13 protein-coding genes are annotated in these 21,852 nt (G+C 72.0%); 4 read left to right on the top strand and 9 right to left on the bottom strand.

All coding sequences use genetic code 11. The annotated features are described in order from the left end of the window. Positions 1 to 31 precede the first annotated feature (31 nt). From pyk to pta, 3 genes are all read right to left on the bottom strand, one after another. On the bottom strand, positions 32 to 1,462 hold the full coding sequence (gene pyk, locus AB0447_RS03310) for a pyruvate kinase (protein ID WP_366474736.1): 1,431 nt from the start codon (positions 1,460 to 1,462) through the stop codon (positions 32 to 34). 63 nt (positions 1,463 to 1,525) lie between these two features. Next, entirely contained in the window at positions 1,526 to 2,734 is a 1,209-nt protein-coding gene (locus AB0447_RS03305; RefSeq protein ID WP_366474735.1) for an acetate kinase, read from the bottom strand. Positions 2,735 to 2,760: 26 nt separating this feature from the next. Beyond that, positions 2,761 to 4,839, bottom strand: coding sequence for a phosphate acetyltransferase (gene pta / locus AB0447_RS03300; protein WP_366474734.1), 2,079 nt, complete (start codon positions 4,837 to 4,839; stop codon positions 2,761 to 2,763). A gap of 271 nt (positions 4,840 to 5,110) precedes the next feature. Here pta and AB0447_RS03295 point away from each other — a divergent pair, with 271 nt between their 5' ends. Further along, positions 5,111 to 6,136 carry an ATP-dependent 6-phosphofructokinase gene (locus AB0447_RS03295; protein ID WP_366474733.1) on the top strand — a complete coding sequence of 342 codons (1,026 nt, stop codon included), beginning with the start codon at positions 5,111 to 5,113 and terminating at the stop codon, positions 6,134 to 6,136. 201 nt (positions 6,137 to 6,337) lie between these two features. Here the strand turns inward: AB0447_RS03295 and AB0447_RS03290 are convergent, their stop codons facing one another. The 6 genes from AB0447_RS03290 to AB0447_RS03265 form a co-directional block, all read right to left on the bottom strand. Beyond that, complete coding sequence (locus AB0447_RS03290) at positions 6,338 to 6,961, bottom strand: helix-turn-helix transcriptional regulator (protein ID WP_366475081.1); 624 nt, start codon at positions 6,959 to 6,961, stop codon at positions 6,338 to 6,340. 410 nt (positions 6,962 to 7,371) lie between these two features. Next, a complete protein-coding gene (locus tag AB0447_RS03285) occupies positions 7,372 to 8,280 on the bottom strand; it encodes an NAD-dependent epimerase/dehydratase family protein (RefSeq protein WP_366474732.1) in 909 nt (302 codons plus the stop codon). Between the two features lie 92 nt (positions 8,281 to 8,372). Continuing rightward, entirely contained in the window at positions 8,373 to 10,658 is a 2,286-nt protein-coding gene (glgB, locus tag AB0447_RS03280; protein WP_366474731.1) for a 1,4-alpha-glucan branching enzyme, read from the bottom strand. Further along, positions 10,655 to 12,094 carry a phosphotransferase gene (locus AB0447_RS03275; protein WP_366474730.1) on the bottom strand — a complete coding sequence of 480 codons (1,440 nt, stop codon included), beginning with the start codon at positions 12,092 to 12,094 and terminating at the stop codon, positions 10,655 to 10,657. Before AB0447_RS03275 ends, glgB begins: the two co-directional genes overlap by 4 nt. Before the next feature lie 198 nt (positions 12,095 to 12,292). Beyond that, entirely contained in the window at positions 12,293 to 13,987 is a 1,695-nt protein-coding gene (treS, locus tag AB0447_RS03270; protein ID WP_366474729.1) for a maltose alpha-D-glucosyltransferase, read from the bottom strand. Then, positions 13,984 to 15,972 (bottom strand): alpha-1,4-glucan--maltose-1-phosphate maltosyltransferase, encoded by a 1,989-nt coding sequence (locus AB0447_RS03265; protein ID WP_366474728.1) that lies wholly within the window; start codon positions 15,970 to 15,972, stop codon positions 13,984 to 13,986. Before AB0447_RS03265 ends, treS begins: the two co-directional genes overlap by 4 nt. Positions 15,973 to 16,475: 503 nt before the next feature. Here AB0447_RS03265 and glgP point away from each other — a divergent pair. The 3 genes from glgP (at position 16,476) to AB0447_RS03250 (ending at position 21,745) form a co-directional block, all read left to right on the top strand. Then, on the top strand, positions 16,476 to 19,127 hold the full coding sequence (gene glgP / locus AB0447_RS03260; protein WP_366474727.1) for an alpha-glucan family phosphorylase: 2,652 nt from the start codon (positions 16,476 to 16,478) through the stop codon (positions 19,125 to 19,127). Between the two features lie 152 nt (positions 19,128 to 19,279). Beyond that, positions 19,280 to 20,860: an MFS transporter gene (locus AB0447_RS03255; protein WP_366474726.1), complete on the top strand. Its 1,581-nt coding sequence runs from the start codon at positions 19,280 to 19,282 to the stop codon at positions 20,858 to 20,860. Positions 20,861 to 21,019: 159 nt separating this feature from the next. After that, positions 21,020 to 21,745 carry a hypothetical protein gene (locus AB0447_RS03250; protein WP_366474725.1) on the top strand — a complete coding sequence of 242 codons (726 nt, stop codon included), beginning with the start codon at positions 21,020 to 21,022 and terminating at the stop codon, positions 21,743 to 21,745. Positions 21,746 to 21,852 lie beyond the last annotated feature (107 nt).

The raw sequence follows: 21,852 nt of genomic DNA, 5'->3' as shown, positions 1-21,852 counted from the left end.
GCGGGGTGCTACGGGCGCAGTGCGGCGAAGGTCAGCCGCGGGCGGCGCCGCCCAGGTGGTGGACGCGGACCATGTTGGTGGTGCCGGGGACGCCGGGGGGCGAGCCGGCCGTGATGATCATGGTGTCGCCCTGGTTGTAGCGCTTGAGCTTGAGCAGCTCGGCGTCGACCAGGTCGACCATCGCGTCGGTGTTGTCCACGTACGGGACGACGTACGACTCGACGCCCCAGCTCAGCGAGAGCTGGTTGCGGGTGTGCGGGTCCGTGGTGAAGGCCAGGATCGGCTGGGCCGCGCGGTAGCGGGCCAGCCGGCGGGCGGTGTCGCCGGACTGGGTGAAGGCGACCAGCGCCTTGCCGTCCAGGAAGTCCGCGATCTCGCAGGCCGCGCGGGCGACGGAGCCGCCCTGGGTGCGCGGCTTCTTGCCCGGGACCAGCGGCTGGAGGCCCTTGGAGAGCAGCTCCTGCTCGGCCGCCGCGACGATCTTCGACATCGTCTTGACGGTCTCGATCGGGTAGGCGCCGACCGAGGACTCGGCGGACAGCATGACCGCGTCCGCGCCGTCCAGGATGGCGTTGGCCACGTCGGAGGCCTCGGCGCGGGTCGGGCGGGAGTTGGTGATCATCGACTCCATCATCTGGGTCGCGACGATCACCGGCTTGGCGTTGCGGCGGCACATCTCGATGAGCCGCTTCTGGACCATCGGGACCTTCTCGAGCGGGTACTCGACGGCCAGGTCGCCGCGGGCCACCATGACCGCGTCGAAGGCGGCGACCACGGCCTCCATGTTCTCGACCGCCTGCGGCTTCTCCACCTTGGCGATGACGGGGACCCGGCGGCCCTCCTCGTCCATGACCTTGTGGACGTCCTTGACGTCGTTGGCGTCGCGGACGAAGGACAGGGCGACCATGTCGCAGCCCATCCGGAGGGCGAAGCGGAGGTCTTCCTTGTCCTTCTCGGACAGGGCGGGCACGTTGACGGCGGCACCCGGCAGGTTGATGCCCTTGTGGTCGGAGATGACCCCGCCCTCGATGACGATGGTCTTGACCCGGGGGCCCTCGACCGCGGTCACCTGGAGCTCGACGTTGCCGTCGTTGATCAGGACCTGGTCGCCCTTGGACACGTCGCCCGGCAGACCCTTGTAGGTGGTGCCGCAGATGGACTTGTCCCCGGGGACGTCCTCGATGGTGATGGTGAACTCGTCACCGCGCACCAGCTCGACCGGCCCCTCGGCGAAGGTTTCCAGACGGATCTTGGGTCCCTGGAGGTCGGCGAGGACGCCGACCGCTCGCCCGGTGTCCTCGGAGGCCTTCCGGACGCGGTCGTACCGCTCCTGGTGTTCTGCCTGGGATCCGTGGCTGAAGTTGAATCGGGCCACGTTCATACCTGCCTCGATGAGCGCTTTCAGCTGCTCATACGAGTCGACGGCGGGGCCCAGCGTGCAGACGATTTTGGAACGGCGCATGAAGCGGATCCTATCCGGTTTGTTTCGTAGCGGAATATTCCGTCTGGTGGAAAGTCCAAGTGACTACCCGGTAACAAGGCGGTAGCTCTGCTCGGCGATCTCCAGCTCCTCATCGGTCGGGACCACGGCGACGGCCACCCGCGAGTACTCCGCCGACACCAGCCGCGGCTCCGAGGAGCGCACCGCATTCGCCTGCAGGTCCAGGGCGAGGCCCAGTTCGGCCAGGCCGTCCACCGCAGCTTCCCGCACCTCGGTCGAGTTCTCGCCGACCCCGGCCGTGAAGACCACCGCATCCACCCGGCCGAGCACCGCGGAGTAGGCGCCGATGTACTTCTTCAGCCGGTGGATGTAAGTGGCGAAGGCGGTCCGCGCCGCCTCGTCGCCCCCGCCCGCGCGCCGCAGCACCTCCCGCATGTCGTTGTCTCCGCACAGGCCCAGCAGACCGCTCTTCTTGTTCAGCAGCGAGTCGATCTCGTCCACCGACAGGCCGCCGACCCGGGCCAGGTGGAAGATCACCGCCGGGTCCAGATCGCCCGAGCGGGTCCCCATGACCAGGCCCTCCAACGGGGTCAGGCCCATCGAGGTGTCCACGCACACCCCGCCCCGGACCGCCGAGGCCGAAGCGCCGTTGCCCAGGTGCAGCACGATCACGTTGACCTCCTCCGGGGCCTTGCCCAGGAGCGCCGCCGCCGCCCGCGACACGTACGCGTGCGAGGTGCCGTGGAAGCCGTACCGGCGGATCGAATACTTGTCCGCGGTGGCCGCGTCGATCGCGTACCGGGCCGCGTACTCGGGCATCGTCGCGTGGAAGGCCGTGTCGAAGACCGCGACCTGCGGGATGTCCGGGCGCAGCGCCCGGGCCACCTCGATGCCGGTCACATTGGCCGGGTTGTGCAGCGGGGCCAGCGGCACCAGGTTCCGTATCTCCGCGAGCACCTCGTCGTCGATCACGGTCGGCCGGGTGAACTTGGTGCCGCCGTGCACCACCCGGTGGCCGACGGCCGCGAGCTCGGGGGAGTCCAGGCCCATCCCGTCGGCGGCCAGTTCCGCCGCCACCGCGTTGAGCGCGGCCTCGTGGTCCGCGATCGGGCCCAGCTGCTCGCGCCTGCCGGGGGTCGGTCCGGTCAGCGGCTCGTGCACAATCCGGGATGTCTCCTCGCCGATGCGCTCCACCAGGCCGACGGCCAGGCGGGACCGGTCCGCCATGTCGAGCAGCTGGTACTTGACCGACGAGGAGCCGGAGTTGAGGACGAGTACGCGCGAAGCGGTCACTTGAAACGTCTTTCCTTCGGTGGGGGTTACTGCGTCGCCCGGGACTGGGCCTGGATCGCGGTGATCGCCACCGTGGTGACGATGTCCTGCACCAGCGCGCCGCGCGACAGGTCGTTGACCGGCTTGCGCAGACCCTGCAGGACCGGGCCGACCGCCACGGCGCCGGCGGAGCGCTGGACGGCCTTGTACGTGTTGTTGCCGGTGTTCAGGTCCGGGAAGATCAGTACGGTCGCCCGGCCGGCGACCTCGGAGTCGGGCAGCTTGGTCGCGGCCACATCGGTGTCCACGGCCGCGTCGTACTGGATCGGGCCCTCGATCAGCAGCCCGGGGTGCCGCTCGCGGACGATCTCGGTGGCCTTGCGGACCTTGTCCACGTCCGCGCCGGAGCCGGAGGTGCCGGTGGAGTACGAGAGCATCGCGATCCGCGGCTCGACGCCGAACGCGGCCGCGGTGGCGGCGGACTGGACGGCGATGTCGGCGAGCTGCTCGGCGTTGGGGTCCGGGTTGACGGCGCAGTCGCCGTAGACGAGGACCTTGTCGGCCAGGCACATGAAGAAGACCGAGGAGACGATGGAGGCCTCCGGCTTCGTCTTGATGATCTCGAAGGCCGGCCGGATGGTGGCGGCGGTGGAGTGCACGGAGCCGGAGACCATGCCGTCGGCCAGGCCCTCCTGGACCATCAGGGTGCCGAAGTAATTGACGTCGGTGACCACGTCGTTGGCCAGCTCGACGGTCATGCCCTTGTGGGCGCGGGCCTTGGCGTAGAACTCGGCGAATCGTTCCCGCAGGGGGGAGGTCGCCGGGTCGATGATGTCCGCGCCGCTGATGTCGATGCCGAGGTCCGCGGCCTTCTTCAGGACCGCCTGGGTCTCGCCGAGCAGGGTCAGGTCGCAGACCCCGCGGCGCAGCACCACGTCCGCGGCGCGCAGCACCCGGTCCTCGGTGCCCTCGGGCAGCACCACCCGGCGCCGTTCGGAACGGGCCCGCTCCAGCAGCTCGTGCTCGAACATCATCGGAGTGACCCGCTCGGACCGGGCCACCGAGAGCAGGTCGCGCAGCTCGCCGGTGTTCACGTGCCGCTCGAAGAGACCGAGCGCGGTCTCCAGCTTGCGCGGGGTGGCGGAGTTCAACCGGCTCTGCAGCGAGAACAGTTCGGCGGCGGTCGGGAAGCTGTTGCCGGCCACCGAGACCACCGGGGTGCCCGGTGCCAGCTTGGAGGCCAGGGTCAGGATGTCCTGGCTGGGCCGCTCGTTGAGGGTCAGCAGCACACCGGCGATCGGCGGGGTGCCGGAGGTGTGCGCGGCCAGCGCGCCGACCACCAGGTCGGACCGGTCGCCGGGGGTGACCACCAGGCACCCCGGGGTCAGGGCGCCCAGGAAGTTCGGCAGGTGGGCGCCGCCGAAGACGAAGTCCAGGGCGTCCCGGGCGAGACCCGCCTCGTCGCCGAGCAGCACCTCGCCGTCCAGCGCCCGGGTGATCTGGGCGACGGTCGGGGCGGACAGGGACTTGTCGTCGGGCAGTACGTAGCAGGGCACCGGAAGGCGGGCGGCCAGCCGCTCGGCTATCGGCTCGCGGTCCTCCGCGGCCACCCGGTTCACCACCATGGCGACCACCTGGCAGCCCAGGCTCTCGTAGGCGCGGTAGGCGTTGCGGGACTCGGCGCGCACCGACTCGGCGGTCTGCTTGGTGCCGCCGACCACCGGGATGACCACGGCGCCCAGCTCGTTGGCCAGGCGGGCGTTGAGCGCCAGCTCGTCGGGGAGGCTGGTGGCGGCGTAGTCGGTGCCGAGGACCAGCATGACCTCGTACTCGCGGGCGGCCCGGTGGTAGCGGTCGACCAGCTGGGAGACCAGCTCGTCGGTGCCCTTCTCGGCCAGGATGGCCGAGGCCTCGCGGTACTCCATGCCGAACGCGGTCGAGGGGTCCTGGTCCAGCCGGTACCGGGCCTTCAGCAGGTCGAACAGACGATCGGGCCCGTCGTGCAGCAGGGGCCGGTAGACGCCGACCCGGCCGGTCTGGCGGGTCAGCAGCTCCATGATTCCCAGCTCGACGACCTGCCGGCCGTCCCCCCGGTCGATGCCGGTCACGTACACGCTGCGCGTCACGCGTGCCCTCCGTCCATGCTTGCGACTCGAATATCCCCGTTAGGGTGGTCTTGACCTATTGACAATACCTCCGGCGGTGGGTAGGGCGCTTGCCGGAAGAAGGACCTTCGAGCGAGGGTCCAAAGGCCCTGCAGGAGGAGCAGTACGGAGCGCGCCTCCCCCGGGCCGCGTGGAACAATCGGACAGGCTGCGTATATACGGCCTTCACCGGTACGGCCCTACGCCCGCACGCGTACGGCCTGGTACGACCAGGAGCAGGAGACACAACACGATGCGTATCGGAGTTCTCACCGCAGGCGGCGACTGCCCGGGCCTGAACGCCGTCATCCGTTCGGTTGTGCACCGCGCCCTGGTCGGGCACGGTGACGAAGTCATCGGCTTCGAGGACGGTTTCAAGGGCCTCCTCGACGGCCACTACCGGCCCCTCGACATCAATGCGGTCAGCGGCATCCTGGCCCGTGGCGGAACGATTCTGGGCTCGGCCCGCATGGAGCGCGCCCGGCTGAGCGAAGCCGCCGAGAACGCGCAGGAGCTGGCCAAGCGGTACAGCCTGGACGCCCTCATCCCGATCGGCGGCGAGGGCACCCTGACGGCCGCCCGGATGCTGTCCGACGCCGGCATGCCGGTGGTCGGCGTACCGAAGACCATCGACAACGACATCTCCTCCACGGACCGCACCTTCGGCTTCGACACCGCCGTCATGGTGGCCACCGAGGCCATCGACCGGCTCAAGACCACCGCCGAGTCCCACCAGCGCGTGATGGTCGTCGAGGTCATGGGCCGGCACGCCGGCTGGATCGCCCTGGAGTCCGGCATGGCCGGCGGCGCCCACGGCATCTGCCTCCCCGAGCGGCAGTTCGAGGTCGACGACCTGGTCAAGATGGTCGAGGAGCGCTTCGCCCGCGGCAAGAAGTTCGCCGTCATCTGCGTCGCCGAGGGAGCCCACCCGGCCGAGGGCTCCATGCCGTACGAGAAGGGCGCCATCGACCAGTACGGCCACGAGCGCTTCGCCGGCATCGGCAACCGGCTCGCCGTCGAGCTGGAGCACCGGCTCGGCAAGGAGGCCCGCCCGGTCATCCTCGGCCACGTGCAGCGCGGCGGTGTGCCCACCGCCTACGACCGGGTGCTCGCCACCCGGTTCGGCTGGCACGCCGTCGAGGCCGTGCACCGCGGCGACTTCGGCAACATGACCGCCCTGCGCGGCACCGACATCGTGATGGCCCCGCTGGCCCACGCGGTCACCGCGCTGAAGACCGTCCCGGAGGACCGGATGTACGAGGCCGAGTCGGTCTTCTGACCGACGCGGCCCGGCCAGGCGGCGGCCCGGCCAGGCGGCGGCCCGGCCAGGCAGCGGTCCGGCCAGGCTGTGGCCCGGCCAGGCGGCGGCCCGGCCAGGCGGCGGCCCGGCCAGGCGGCGGTCCGGCCCGGCCAGGCTGTGGCCCGGCCGCCCGGGTGTGGCCTTGGCCCGGCGGCGGGGCCGGCCGCCCGGGTGTGTGTCCTATCCCGCGCCCCGGGCCACCGCCCAGAAGCGGTCCACGATCTCCGCGAGGAACTCCCGGCCCGCGTCCCCGCTGCCGGCCTCGCCCTGGCCGCCGCCCCAGCTGAGGGTGGCCACCATCCGCGACTGGTACTCCCCGTGCAGCCTTTCGAGGACCCCCTCCAGGTGCTCCTTCGGCACCGGAAGCAGCTTGGACAGCGGTTTGAGGTACGCCTGCCAGCGGGTGGTGACCGCGCTGCGCAGCAGATCGGCGAGTTCCCCCTCCTTGCCGGTCGCCGTCACGAACTGGGGCAGTGTCAGACCGAGCACGGTGGCCAGGGCGGCGGACTGCCGCTCGTTGCCCTTCCACCGGCCCGAGTCCTCCATCTTCTGGTAGGAGTTCGGCTCCAGTCCGAGCCGCCGGGCCAGTTCCTCGGGGGCGAGCCCGCGGGCGATGCGGTGCTCCCGCAGGGTGACCGGCTCCGCGAGCAGTTCGCCGGGCGCACACCACAGCACCCCGGCGAGGGCCGTCAGCTCGGCGGAGGTCGGCGACAACTCGCCGATCTCCCAGGCCACCACGGTCTCGGGCGCGACGAGGAGGCCGTACTGGGCGCGGAGGCCGTAGGCCACGTGGCCGGGTTCCATCCCCAGGGCCACGCGCAGGCGGCGGGCGGCGGGGGCGTTGAAGGGTGGGCTCGAGTGCACGAGGCACACGGTAGAAGTGGCCGGGGGTTGGCGACTACAGGTTGTTCGACCAAGCTCACAACTCGTAGGAATCTCCTACGGTGCCCGGCGCTTTCGTCCGTTTTCCCCGTGACCGCCCGGTAATCGGAATCGTCGGAAGATCCACTTCCGGCCCGCCGGGGAGGCGAGGAGCCCTCACCTTTTCGGCCACCCTACGCGATACGTATCACGTGATGCGCACCACACCCGCGGTCTCGGCTTGAACCCGACGTCCGTCCCGCTCGTGATCCGTACGGGGGCCCTCATATACGGGGGTGATGAGGGCCCCCGACCCACCCGGCCGCGCCCCGCCCCGCCGCGTCGTGGCCGGATCAGGCCGAAAGGGTCTCCGCGACCGCCTTCGGCAGCCAGTCGGCGGTCCGGCCGAAGCGGAAGCCCAGCTCCTCGGCCCGCGCGTTCGACATCCCGTACGCCGTGCCGAACGCGAACGGCGAGGCCGGCTCCCCGTCCCCGGCCGCCCGGAGCACCACCTCGCCGCCGGTGACGGCCTGGACCGCCGCACAGATGTCGGCGGTCGTCAGCGGCCCGTGCGAGCAGGCGTTCACCGGCCCGGTGAACGCCTCGCCGGCCGCCCAGAGCAGGAAGTCCGCGATCTCCTCCACGTGGATGTACGTCGACGGGTGGTCGGGAACGGTCACCGCCACCGGCTCCCCGCCGCGGATCCGCTCCGCGTAGTGCGCCAGCCGCCCGGTGAAGTCGTCCGTGCCGCCCAGCACATGGCCCACCCGCACCGACACGTACGGGAACCCGCCCGCGGAACCGGTACCGGCCGCGAACACCGCCTCCGCCTGCTGCTTGCCCTCGCCGTAGTGCGCGTCGAGGAACGCGTCCTCGTCCCAGGGCAGTTCCGGCTCCACCCGGACGGACACCGGGTCCAGGGCGTCCTCCGGCACCGGCCCGTCCGCGTCCAGGTGCGCGTACACCTCGATGGTCGAGGTCATCACATAGCGCCCGGTCCGCCCCGCGAACACCCGGCGGGCGACGGCGGCCTGCACCGGCGTGTAGCAGACCTGGTCGATCACCACGTCGAACACCCGGTCCCCGAGCGCCGCCGCCAGCGCGGCCTCGTCGTTGCGGTCGGCGATCACGTGGACCGCCCCGGCCGGCGGGCGGGCCGAACCCCGGTTGACCACCGTCACCCGGTCACCCGCGGCCAGCAGCCGCTCGATCAGCCGCTTCCCGAAGTAGCGGCTCCCCCCGATGACACAGACCTCGCGCATGTTCCCGTCCCCTCGGTCGAACCCGGCGTACGCGGAAGATCAGCATCAGCGCACGCCGGGAAATTCCACCCGGGGGACAGGCGGAGGGGTTCTCAGGGACGCAGCCAGAGCGTCGCCAGCGGCGGCAGCGTCAGCCGCAGGCTGGCCGGCCGCCCCTGCGCCGGCTTCCGCTCCGGCCGCAGCGGCTTCGCGTGGTGCACCCCGCTGCCGCCGTACCGCTCGTGGTCGGTGTTGAGCACCTCCCGCCACGCCGGCACGTCACCCGGCACCCCCAGCCGGTAGTCGTGCCGCACCACCGGCGAGAAGTTGCTGACCGCCAGCAGCGGCGAGCCGTCCGCCGCGTAGCGCAGGAAGGCGAAGACGTTGTCCTCCGCCGCGTCCGCCTCCACCCACGCGAACCCCTCCGGCACGCTGTCCCGCTCCCACAGCGCCGGAGCGTCCGTATAGGCCCGGTTCAGATCCCCGACCAGGGCCCGCACCCCGCGGTGGTCGCCGGCCGCCGAGTACGAGGAGTCCAGCAGCCACCAGTCCGGGCCGTGCGCCTCCGACCACTCCGCGCCCTGCGCGAACTCCTGCCCCATGAACAGCAGTTGCTTGCCCGGATGAGCCCACATGAAGCCCAGATAGGCCCGGTGGGAGGCCCGCTGCTGCCACCAGTCCCCGGGGATCTTCGACACCAGCGCCCGCTTGCCGTGCACCACCTCGTCGTGCGAGATCGGCAGCACGTAGTTCTCGCTGTACGCGTAGACCATCCCGAAGGTCATGTCGTGGTGGTGGTACTTGCGGTGCACCGGCTCCTTCGACATGTAGCGGAGCGTGTCGTGCATCCAGCCCATGTTCCACTTGAGCCCGAAGCCCAGACCCCCGCCGTCGGTGGGCCGGGTCACCCCGTCCCAGGCGGTGGACTCCTCCGCGATCGTCACCACGCCCGGGCAGCGCCGGTACACGGTCGCGTTCATCTCCTGGAGCATGGCCACCGCGTCCAGGTTCTCCCGGCCGCCGTGCTCGTTCGGCGACCACTCGCCCTCGTTCCGCGAGTAGTCCAGGTAGAGCATCGAGGCCACCGCGTCCACCCGGAGGCCGTCCACATGGAACTCCTCGCACCAGTAGACGGCGTTCGCCACCAGGAAGTTGCGGACCTCCTTGCGCCCGTAGTCGAACTCCAGCGTCCCCCAGTCCGGGTGCGCGGCCCGCCGCGGGTCGTGGTGCTCGTACAGCGGCCGCCCGTCGAACTCGGCCAGCGCCCAGTCGTCCCGCGGGAAGTGGGCCGGCACCCAGTCGACGATCACGCCGATGCCCGCCCGGTGCAGCGCGTCCACCAGGCAGCGGAAGTCGTCCGGGCTGCCCATCCGGGAGGTCGGCGCGTAGAACCCGGTCACCTGGTAGCCCCAGGAGCCCCCGAAGGGGTGCTCGGCCACCGGCATCAGCTCCACGTGCGTGAAGCCCAGCTCCTTGACGTAGGCGGGCAGCTGCTCGGCGAGCTGCCGGTACGTCAGGCCCGGCCGCCAGGAGGCGAGATGGACCTCGTACACCGAGAACGGCGCCCGGTGCGGCGGCAGGTCCCCGCGCTTGGCCATCCACTCCGCGTCCTGCCAGACGTACGAACTCTCCGTCACCACCGAGGCGGTGGCCGGCGGGACCTCGGCCTGCCGGGCCATCGGATCGGCCCGCAGCGTGTGGCTGCCGTCGGGCCGGGCGATGTCGTACTTGTACAGGGCGCCTGCTCCGATGCCGGGCAGGAACAGCTCCCACACCCCGCTCCCGCCCAGCGACCGCATCGGGTGGCCGACCGGGTCCCAGCAGGAGAAGTCGCCGGTGACCCGCACCCCCTGCGCGTTCGGCGCCCACACCGTGAACCGGGTGCCCGCCACCCCCTGGTGCTCCATCGGCGCCGCGCCCAGCGCGGTCCACAGCTGCTCGTGCCGGCCCTCGCCGATCAGGTGCAGGTCCAGCTCCCCGAGGGCCGGCAGGAACCGGTAGGGGTCGTGCACCTCGATCTCGGTGCCGTCGTACGCCACCAGCAGCCGGTAGTCCGGCACTTCGGTGAGCGGCAGCAGCCCGGAGAACAGCCCGTCCCCGTCGTCGTGCAGCTCCGCCCTCAGCCCCTTGGCGATGACGGTCACCGCCTCGGCGTACGGCCGCAGCGCCCGGAACGCCACCCCGCCCCGCAGGGTCCGGGCACCGAGCACGGCATGCGGATCGTGGTGCCGCCCCTCCAGGAGCCGGGCCCGCTCGTCCGCGCCGAGTGCGGGCGCGGGCCGGACCCCGTTCTTCGCGGGGGCGGGCGCCTTCCGGGCGCGGGGGGTACGGGGCTTCCGTACGGGACTCTGTTCGACGGCGGGCGGGGACGGCGGCGACGGCTGACGGGCGGCGCTCACGTGTGCGGCCTCCTTGGCGGCTGCGGGCGGGGGTGGGGGGGAGGTGCGGGCGCCCGCTTGGCGGGTGGGCGCTCACGGGCGGAGAGGCGGCGGATCGCCGCCATGGGGACGTGCAGCCAGTCCGGGCGGTGCCGGGACTCGTAGCGGGCCTCGTAGACCGCCTTGTCGGTCTCGTACGCGCGCAGCAGCACCGGGTCCTCGCGGGGGTCGCGCCCGGTGGTGCGGGCGTAGCCCTCACAGAAGGCGGCCCGGCAGCCGTCCGACCAGTCCGGGGCGAACGGCTGGTGGGAGCGGGCGGCGTAGTCGAAGCTGCGGAGCATGCCGGCGATGTCGCGGACGGCCGGTTCGGGGCGGCGCCGCTCGGCCAGCGGCCGGGCGGGTTCGCCCTCGAAGTCGATCAGGGACCAGCTGCCGTCGGCGGTCCGCAGGGTCTGGCCCAGGTGCAGATCGCCGTGGATCCGCTGGGCGGGGACGGCGAGCCCGCGGGAGGCGGCCAGCGCGTCGAACGCCGCCCGAAGCCCCGGTTCGTACGGCATCAGGGCCGGCACCTCGCGGACCGTCGCGGCCAGCCGGGCGGTCATCCCGGCCGCCAGCCGGGCCGTGCGCTCCGGGTCCAGGGCCACCGTCGGCAGGGCGTTCGCGAGGGCGCTGTGCACCTCGGCGGTGGCCCGGCCCAGGGCGTGGGCCTCGGGGGTGAAGTCGGCGCCGGAGCCCAGCCGGCGCAGCGCCAGCTGCCAGCCGTCGTCGGAGCCCCGCAGGTACGGCTGGAGCACGCCCAGGGTCAGCGGTTCGGCGCCGGGCAGCTCCGCCTCGTACCAGGCGACCGGCGCCGGCACCCGGGTGCAGCCCGCGGCGGCCAGGGCTCTGGGCAGCTCCAGGTCCGGGTTGACCCCGGGGCCGACCCGTCTGAACACCTTCAGGATGTACGCATCGCCGTAGATGAGCGAGGAGTTGGTCTGTTCCCCGGAGATCGGGCGCGGGGCCAGGGCCGCCGGGATGAGGGCCGTCCGGTCCCGGTCGAAGCGCAGCGGGCCGAGGGTGCCGGGGGAGCGCAACCGTTCCAGCAGCAGCGAGGCCAGGCGCGGATCGCCGAGGCCCTCGTACACGAACTGGCCGGCGTACGGGCCCTCCTCGGCGCGTCCGATCAGGGCGGGCCCCAGGGCCGGCGGCAGGGCCGGCCGGACGCCCAGCAGCAGCTGGTAGCAGTCCCCGTCCACATCGACCAGCAGGTGCAGGAGCCCCGGCACCACCCGGGGCGGCAGCAGATCGGCCGCCGACACGAGCTGGACCCGGCCGATCTCACGGCCCTTGCCGGCGAACCAGCGCTGCCGGGGCAGCCAGGCGCGGAGCATCGGTTCCAGGGGGCCCAACCGGTCGGCCGCGAGGCGGCCGTGGCCGCTCTGGCGGCGGCTCCGGGCGGATGCAGCCTCCGACATGGCGTCGCGTCCTTTCCCCGGGCCGTCATGGAATGCGCAGATTGTCCCGGATCGCGGCAGTTGCTGTCCGGCGGTGTTCGAGTGTCGGGTCAGGATGGTCCGTACAGGGACGGCGATTGACCCATTCGCCGTCGACGGCCGTGCACTTGGTGAGGTCGGGCGGCACCGGTGCGGGTGGGCGCCGGTGCCGCCCGGCCGTCACTCGCCGTGCAGCCGGAACCAGTAGAAGCCGTGGCCCGCCAGCGTCAGCAGGTACGGCCACTCGCCGATCGGCGGGAAGCGCACGTCACCCGTGAGCTCCACCGGGACCCGCCCGTTGAAGGACCGCAGATCCAGTTCGGTCGGCTGCGCGAAGCGCGAAAAGTTGTGCACGCACAGCACGAGGTCGTCGCCGTACTCGCGCAGGAACGCGAGCACCGCCGGGTTGGACGACGGCAGTTCGGTGTACGAACCGAGACCGAAGGCCGGGTTGGCCTTGCGGACCTCGATCAGCCGCCTGGTCCAGTGCAGCAGCGACGACGGCGAGGACATCGCGGCCTCGACATTGGTGACCTGGTACCCGTAGACCGGGTCCATGATGACCGGCAGATTGAGCCTGCCCGGATCGCACGAGGAAAAACCGGCATTGCGGTCCGGGGTCCACTGCATCGGGGTGCGGACGCCGTCCCGGTCGCCCAGCCAGATGTTGTCGCCCATGCCGATCTCGTCGCCGTAGTAGAGGATCGGCGAGCCGGGCAGGGACAGCAGCAGGGCGGTGAACAGCTCGATCTGGTGCCGGTCGTTGTCGAGCAGCGGGGCGAGCCGGCGCCGGATGCCGATGTTGGCCCGCATCCGCGGGTCCTTGGCGTACTCGGCGTACATGTAGTCGCGCTCTTCGTCCGTGACCATCTCGAGGGTCAGCTCGTCGTGGTTGCGGAGGAAGATGCCCCACTGGCAGCGCGCCGGGATCTCCGGCGTTTTGGCGAGGATCTCGGAGACCGGGTACCGGCTCTCTCTTCGCACCGCCATGAAGATGCGCGGCATCACGGGGAAGTGGAACGCCATGTGGCACTCGTCCCCGCCCTTGGCGTAGTTCCCGAAGTAGTCGACCACGTCCTCGGGCCACTGGTTGGCCTCGGCGAGCAGCACGGTGTCCGGGTAGTGCTGGTCGATCTCCGCCCGTACGCGCTTGAGGAGTTGGTGGGTCCGCGGGAGGTTCTCGCAGTTGGTGCCCTCCTCGGCGTACAGGTACGGGACGGCGTCCAGCCGGAACCCGTCGATGCCGAGGTCCAGCCAGAACCGGAGGGCCGAGACGATCTCCTCGACCACCGCCGGGTTCTCGTAGTTCAGATCCGGCTGGTGCGAAAAGAAGCGGTGCCAGTAGTACTGCTTGCGTACCGGGTCGTACGTCCAGTTGGAGGTCTCGGTGTCGATGAAGATGATCCGGGCGTCCTGGTACTGCTTGTCGTTGTCGGCCCACATGTAGTAGTCGCCGTACGGCCCGTCCGGGTCGGTGCGGGACTGCTGGAACCACTCGTGCTGGTCGCTCGTGTGGTTCATCACGAAGTCGATGATCACCCGCATGCCGCGCTGGTGCGCGGCGTCCACGAACTCGACGAAGTCGGCGAGGTCCCCGAACTCGGGCAGCACGGACGTGTAGTCGGAGACGTCGTAGCCGCCGTCCCGCAGGGGTGAGGCGAAGAACGGCGGCAGCCAGAGGCAGTCGACGCCGAGCCACTGGAGGTAGTCCAGTTTGGCGGTGAGCCCCTTGAGGTCACCCACCCCGTCCCCGTTGCTGTCGTGGAAGGAGCGGACGAGGACCTCGTAGAAGACCGCCCGCTTGAACCAGTCGGGATCGCGGTCCTTGGCGGGGGTGTCCTCGAAGGTGTCGTGGACGGGATCGTTGATCATCATGTGGTGGGTGACCCTCCGGTGGGCGGGGACGGTCGCAGGGCGATCAGCACATGCGCGGGCGTTCGGCCCGGCTCCAGACGCACGTAATTCGCCCTGCCCCAGTGGTAGGTCTCGCCGGTGAGCTCGTCGCGCACCGCGAGGGACCCGTGCCAGTCGAGGCCGAGTGCCGGCATGTCCAACGAGACCGTCGCCTCCTGGGTGTGGTGCGGATCAAGGTTGACGACCACCAGTACGGAATTGGCGCCGGAGTGCTTCGAATAGGCGATCACCTGGTCGTTGTCGGTCGTGTGGAAACGGATGTCGCGCAGCTGCTGGAGGGCGGGGTTGCGGCGGCGCATCCGGTTCAGCGAGGTGATCAGCGGGGCGATGGTCCGGCCCTCCCGCTCGGCGGCCGCCCAGTCCCGCGGCTTGAACTGGTACTTCTCGGAGTCGAGGTACTCCTCGCTGCCCTCCCGCAGCGGCACGTTCTCGCACAGCTCGTAGCCCGCGTACACCCCCCAGGTCGGCGAGAGGGTGGCGGCCAGCACGGCCCGCACCTCGAAGGCGGGCCGGCCGCCGGTCTGCAGGTACTCGTGGAGGATGTCCGGCGTATTGACGAAGAAGTTGGGCCGCATGCAGGAGGCGGACTCACCGGAGAGCTCCTCCAGGTACTCGGTGAGCTCCTCCTTGGTGTTCCGCCAGGTGAAGTACGTGTACGACTGCTGGAAGCCCACGGCGGCCAGGGCCCGCATCATGGCCGGCCGGGTGAACGCCTCCGCCAGGAAGATCACGTCGGGGTCGGTCTTCCCGATCTCCCCGATCACCTTCTCCCAGAACACCACCGGCTTGGTGTGCGGGTTGTCGACCCGGAAGATCCGGACCCCGTGGTCCATCCAGTGGCGCAGCACCCGGACCGTCTCCGCGACGATCCCGGCCATGTCGGTGTCGAAGTGGACGGGGAAGATGTCCTGGTACTTCTTCGGCGGGTTCTCGGCGTACGCGATGGTCCCGTCGGCCCGGTGCCGGAACCACTCGGGGTGCTTCTCCACCCACGGGTGGTCCGGGGAGCACTGGAGGGCGAAGTCGAGCGCCACTTCCAGCCGCAGCTCGCGGGCCCGCCGGACGAACTCGTCGAAGTCCTCGAGGGTGCCCAGATCCGGGTGCACGGCATCGTGCCCGCCCTCCGGCGACCCGATCGCCCACGGCACCCCCGGGTCCCAACGGTCGGCCGACAGGGAGTTGTTGGCCCCCTTGCGGAAGGTGGTCCCGATGGGGTGGATCGGCGGCAGGTAGACCACGTCGAAGCCCATGGCGGCGATGGCCGGCAGCCGGTCGGCGGCGGTCCGGAAAGTGCCGCTGACCGGCGGCTTCCCCTCCTCGACGACCGCGCCCTCCGACCGGGGGAACATCTCGTACCAGGAGCCGAACAGCGCCCGCTTCCGCTCCACCAGCAGCGGCACCGGCTTGGCGGCGCTCACCAGCTCCCGGTAGGGCCGGCGGGCGAAGGCCGCGTCCACCCGGGAGTCCAGCGCCGCCTTCAGCCGCTTGAGGGGGTCGCCTTCCGCGCGCATCACGTCGGCGGCCGCGAGGACCGCTTCCCGGCCGTCCTTCTTCGGGATCCGGGCGGCGGCCCGCTCGTACAGCTCGGCCCCCTCCAGCAGCATCAGCTCGGTGTCGATCCCGGCCGGAATCTTGATCTGCGCATGTGCCCGCCAGGTCGCGACGGGATCGCTCCACGCCTCGACGGTGTACGTCCACCTCCCCTCGGCCTCGGCGGACACCCGGGCCCCCCACCGGTCGGTGCCGGGGGCCAGCTCGGCCATCGGGACGGGCGCCCGCAGCCGCCCCTTGGGGTCCCGCAGCAGCACATGCGCGGCCACGGCCTCGTGCCCCTCGCGGAACACGGTGGCGGAAATCTCGAATACCTCGTCCACGACCGCCTTGGCGGCTCTGGCACCGCAATCGACGGCAGGGCGGACGTCAAGCACGGGAATGCGACCGATCATGATGGGATCACCTGGGGGAGGTTCGCAGGGCTCGGTGACAACAGCTCCGCCGGTCCGGCCGGCGGCTCAGCAGGTTGTGCACGCTCTGTTCGCTCTGTTTCTAGCCGCTCCGTCGACGGCTGGGCTGCGGGCATGGCCGCTCCTGTCCGCGTTCACTCGGGTGGCGGGGAGAGGTGGGGTGCGGGTGCGCCGTGCGCGGTACCCCGGGAGCCCTGCCCACTCTCGCCCCGGGCAATCGTCGCGGTTGGTTAACTACTCGTATGTAGCCGCACGCGCAAGGTCACGGGAGGGCTCGACATCCGCCTCGGCTTCGTCAAGTCGGCCCGGACCCACGCCACTCGGAAGAGTTCCCTCCGTCGCCGGCCGGACCTTGCACCGGGGGGTGACGCCACGAGGCGCCATGGCAGGAGCGAAGGGGCGGCGATAGCCTTCCCGGGGTGATGAGCGGGTGCACAGCGTGGTGCGTCCGCATCGATCCGCAAACGCCTGCGAAGGTGGAACGTGTGAAGGCTATCCGTCGATTCACCGTGCGCCCCGTCCTGCCGGAATCCCTGCTGCCGCTCGCCTCGCTCGCGCGAAATCTGCGCTGGTCGTGGCATGCCGAGACCCGAGAACTCTTCCAGAGCGTCGATCCCGAGGGCTGGCAGGCCGCCGGCGGGGATCCCGTCCGGCTGCTCGGGACCGTTTCCGCCCACCGACTGCAAGAACTGACCCGGGACCGGAGGTTCCTGCGGCGCCTGGCCGCCGCGTCCGCCGATCTCGACGACTACCTCACCGGCGAGAGGTGGTACCAGACCCAGCCGCCCCAGGCAGCCGGGGAGCTCCCCGCCGCCGTCGCCTACTTCTCGCCGGAGTTCGGGATCACCGCCGCGCTCCCGCAGTACTCCGGCGGCCTCGGCATCCTCGCCGGGGACCACTTGAAGGCCGCCAGCGACCTCGGCGTACCGCTCATCGGGGTCGGCCTGCTCTACCGGCACGGCTACTTCCGGCAGTCGCTCTCCCGCGAGGGCTGGCAGCAGGAGCACTACCCCGTGCTCGATCCCAACGAACTTCCCGTCGCCCTCCTCCGGGACGGCGACGGCGCCCCCGCCCGGGTCACCCTCACCCTGCCCGGCGGGCGTGCTTTGCACGCGCACATCTGGCAGGCGCGGGTCGGCCGGGTGCCGCTGCTCCTCCTCGACTCCGACGTCGAGGACAACGACGCCGGCGCGCGGGAGGTGACCGACCGCCTCTACGGCGGCGGCAGCGACCACCGCCTGTTGCAGGAGATGCTGCTGGGGATCGGCGGGGTGCGGGCGGTCCGCACCTACTGCCGGATCTCCGGGCATCCCGCGCCCGAGGTGTTCCACACCAACGAAGGACATGCCGGGTTCCTCGGACTCGAACGCATAAGGGAACTGGCCGGGGAGCAGGAGCTCGAGTTCGACGCCGCCGTGGAGGCGGTCCGCGCCGGAACCGTGTTCACCACCCACACGCCGGTACCCGCCGGGATCGACCGGTTCGAACGCTCGCTCGTGGCCCGGCACTTCGGCGAGGGCGGCGAACTCGCCGGCGTCCCCGTCGACCGGATCCTGAGCCTGGGCGCCGAGAGCTACCCCGGCGGCGACCCCGGCGTGTTCAACATGGCCGTGATGGGGCTGCGGCTCGCCCAGCGGGCCAACGGGGTGTCCACCCTGCACGGGGCCGTGTCCCGGGAGATGTTCGCGGGCCTGTGGCCGGGATTCGATCCCGTGGACGTGCCCATCACCTCCGTCACCAACGGCGTGCACGCCCCGACCTGGGTGGCGCCCGAGGTGATCCGGCTGGGAGCCCGGCAGATCGGGGCCGGCCGGACCGAGGACGCCCTGTCCGTCGGCGGATCCCAGCGCTGGGACGCCGTCGCCGAGATCCCCGACCAGGACATCTGGGACCTGCGCCGGGTGCTGCGCGAGCAGCTCGTCCAGGAGGTGCGCGACCGGCTGCGGGCCTCCTGGCGGCAGCGCGGCGCCGGGGCCGCCGAGCTGGGCTGGGTGGACTCGGTGCTCGACCCGGACGTGCTCACCATCGGCTTCGCCCGCCGGGTGCCCTCGTACAAGCGGCTCACCCTGATGCTGCGCGATCCGGAGCGGCTGCGCAGGCTGCTGCTCGACCCCGAGCGGCCGGTGCAGATCGTGGTGGCCGGAAAGGCCCACCCGGCCGACGACGGCGGGAAGCGCCTCGTGCAGGAACTGGTGCGGTTCGCCGACGACCCCCGGGTCCGGCACCGGATCGTGTTCCTGCCCGACTACGGGATGGCCATGGCGCAGAAGCTGTACCCGGGCTGCGACGTCTGGCTGAACAACCCGCTGCGGCCGCTGGAGGCCTGTGGCACCAGCGGAATGAAGGCCGCGCTGAACGGCTGCCTCAACCTGTCCGTGCTGGACGGGTGGTGGGACGAGTGGTTCGAGCCCGACTTCGGCTGGGCCATCCCGACCGCCGACGGGGACGGCACCGACGAGGACCGGCGCGACGACCTGGAGGCCGTCGCCCTCTACGAGCTGATCGAGCGGCGGGTCGCCCCCCGCTTCTACGACCGCTCGGGGCCGGGCCGGCTGCCCTCGCGGTGGATCGAGATGGTCCGGCGGACCCTGGTCTCGCTCGGCCCGAAGGTGCTGGCCGGGCGGATGGTCCGGGAGTACGTCGAGCGGCTGTACGCCCCCGCCGCCCTCGCGCACCGGGCCCTCACCCCGGAGGCGGCCCGGGAACTCGCCGCCTGGAAGGCCCGGGTGCGGGAGGTGTGGCCGAGGGTGTCCGTCGGCCATGTCGAGGCGCTGGCCACCACCCCGGTCAACGGCACCGCCGAGCTGGGCGCCACGCTCACCGTCCGGGTGCAGGCCGGCCTGGACGCCCTGAAACCCGACGAGGTGGAGGTCCAGGCCGTCGCCGGCCGGGTGGACGCCCAGGACGTGATCGGGGACGCCCGCACCTTCCCGCTCAAGCCGGCCGGCGGGCCGGACCTGGCGGGCCGCCTGCTGTACGAGGGCCCGCTGCCCCTCGACCGCACCGGGCCGTTCGGCTACACCGTGCGCATCCTGCCCGCGCACCCGCTGCTGGCGACCCCGGCCGAACTCGGGCTGGTCGCGGCCCCGTCGGAGACGGCCGGCTCGGCGGAGGGGGGCGGCGTACCGCTGCGCTGAGCCGGAATGCAGGAAAAGAGCGTGCGGGCGGCCGGTACTCCGGCCGCCCGCACCCCCTTTCGGGGTGCCGGGACGGCGCCTCCCGAGGCGGAATCCGGCGGGGCTCCATGCGCGGGTGAGGTAGTGGGGGCAGCCTCCGAAGGAGTCCTCCCATGCGCAAATGGCTGCCGCTGACCGCGGTCTGCCTCGGGGCGTTCATGCTGCTGGTGGACGTCACCATCGTCACCGTCGCCCTGCCCGAGATGGCCGCCGGCCTGGACGGATCCTTCGCCGGGCTGCAGTGGGTCATGGACGTCTACGCCCTGGCGCTGGCCGCCCTGCTGCTCGGAGCGGGCGCGCTGGCCGACCGGGCCGGGCGGCGCCGGGTGTACCTGGGCGGGCTGGGCCTGTTCGCCGCCGCCTCGCTGGCCTGCGGACTGGCCACCGGCGCCGGGCAGCTGATCGCCTTCCGGGCGGTGCAGGGCGCGGGCGGCGCGGCCATGTTCGCCACCACCATGGCCCTGCTGAGCTCCTCCTACCAGGGGCGGGACCGGGGCGTGGCGTTCGGTGTGTGGGGTGCGGTCAACGGCGCGGCCGCCGCGGCCGGTCCGGTCATCGGAGGAGTGCTGACCGAACACCTGGGCTGGCGCTGGATCTTCTTCATCAACCTGCCGGTCTGTGCGCTCGCCGTGTACGCCACCCGGCGCGCCGTGGCCGAATCGCGCGACCCGCACGGCCGCGCCAAGGGCCTGGACCTGCCCGGCACGGCCGCCTTCACCGTCTGCGCCGGAGCCCTGACCTACGCGCTCATCCGGGCCGGCGAGCACGGCTGGACCGATCCCGTCGTCCTGGGCGCGGCCGGGCTGGCGGCCGTCGCCCTCGCCGCCTTCCTGGTGGCCGAACTGCGCGGTGCCCACCCGATGCTGGACCTGTCGCTGTTCCGCGACCGCACCTTCACCGGGATCATGGCGGGCGCCCTGCTGCTCTCGGTCGCGGCGTTCTCCTCCCTGATGCAGATCTCCCTCTGGCTCCAGTCGGCCGAGGGCATGGACCCGGTCGCGGCGGGGCTGGTGCTGGTACCGCTGAGCCTCGCGGCCTTCGCCGTCTCCGCGTTCGGCGGCCGGCTGCTGCACGGGCTGCCGCCCCGGCTGACGGTGGGCGGCGGGCTGCTGCTGACCGGCGCCGGGGCGCTGCTGATGGCGCTGATGCCGGGCCCCGGGGACGGCTGGCCGGTGCTGCTGCCGGGACTGGTGGTGGCCGGTTTCGGCGCGGGGCTCGCCGCGCCCGCGCTGGCCGCCGCCGCGATGGCCGCGGTGCCCCCGGCCCGGGCGGGCATGGCCGGCGGCGCACTGAACACGGCACGGCAGCTGGGCAACGCCCTGGGGATCACGGTCCTGGGCGCGGCCTTCCAGGCCGGGCTGGTGCGCGGGCTCAGCGGGGCGGGTGCCGAGGATGCCGACGCCACGGCCCGTGCGCTGGCCTCCGGGAGGGCCGGGGAGCTGGCCGGGGCGGGCCTGGGGCACCTGGTGGAACCGGCCTTCGCGGCGGGGCTGCGGGCGGCCTTCCTGGTGTCGGGGCTGCTGGGGCTGCTGGGGGCGCTGGCGGTGCTGGTGCTCGTACGGACGGCACCCGCGGCGGGCGCGTCGGCGGGTCACGGGGCGGGTCCCGGGGCGGGTCACGGGAAGGCTCCAGGGCCGGGTCCGTCGGCCGGGCCTGGTGCAACGCAGCAGGGGCGTACGCCAGTTCGGTCATGAGGCGACCGGGTGGCGGAGCGGGTGGCGCGCCGGGACTCTCTGGGTGAACCTCCGAACGCCCCTGGGGGGAGAAACGTTTCGTCGGGTGGTTCCGCTTCTACGCTCCGTCCTGGATGCCAACCGGACCGGCACCCACCTCGCGGAAGAACGGAACCCCCCATGCGTCTTCGCACCACCGCTGTCGCCTTCGCCGGCGCCTTCGCACTCGTCCTGCCCGTCTCGGGCCAGGCCCTCGCCGACGGCGGCGGCCTGAACTACACCTACTTCGACGACGGCAGGGAGCGGCGCGGGCATCTCAGGCCGGCCGGTGACAGTACCTGCTATCTGCTGAACGGCACGTCCAGGCAGCAGCCCGCGGTGGAAGCGTTCAACGAGACCGACCGGGCTGCCCTGCTCTTCGACAACGAAGGGTGTGCGGGGGACCCGGTCGCGGTGGCCGAACCGCACGAGGGGGCCGATGACTTCGAGGCGATCGCGGTCCGCTTCGAGCGGCCGCGCGACAAGGAGCGCCCGCCGCGGGACGACGAGGACGTCCAGGACGAGGGCCGCGACCACCGGGACGAGGACGCGGACCAGACCGGCGACGACGTGGACCACCACCACGAGGACGGGGAGGAGGCGGACAACAGCCGCGGCGACGAGGAGGACGCGGACCGGGAGGACACGGACTCCGAGGACGTCGACATCGAATACCCCGCCCACGAGGACTCCGAGGACTCCGAGGGCGGCGAGGGCGGCGAGGGCGGCAAGGGCGGCGAGGACGGCGAGGGCGGCAAGGGCGGCGAGGACGGCGAGGACGGCGACTCCGTCGACGAGGAGCGCTCCGGCGGCCGGGGGCCCGCCCACCACGACCTGTTCAGCGTGATCTTCCGCGCCATGCCCTGACCTTTGGCATCAGGAAGTGCAGAACGGCCCGGGGAGGTGTGAGTCCCCGGGCCGCTCCGCGTTCTGTGGGTGCTACCTGTGGTGCGTGCCGCTGTCAGTCACCGCTG

This window comes from Streptomyces sp. NPDC051211 (assembly GCF_040689505.1).
In the GTDB taxonomy this organism is placed as follows: Bacteria; Actinomycetota; Actinomycetes; order Streptomycetales; family Streptomycetaceae; genus Streptomyces.
The sequence above is the reverse complement of the archived record's forward strand: the minus strand, read 5'-3'. Positions and strand labels throughout refer to the sequence as shown.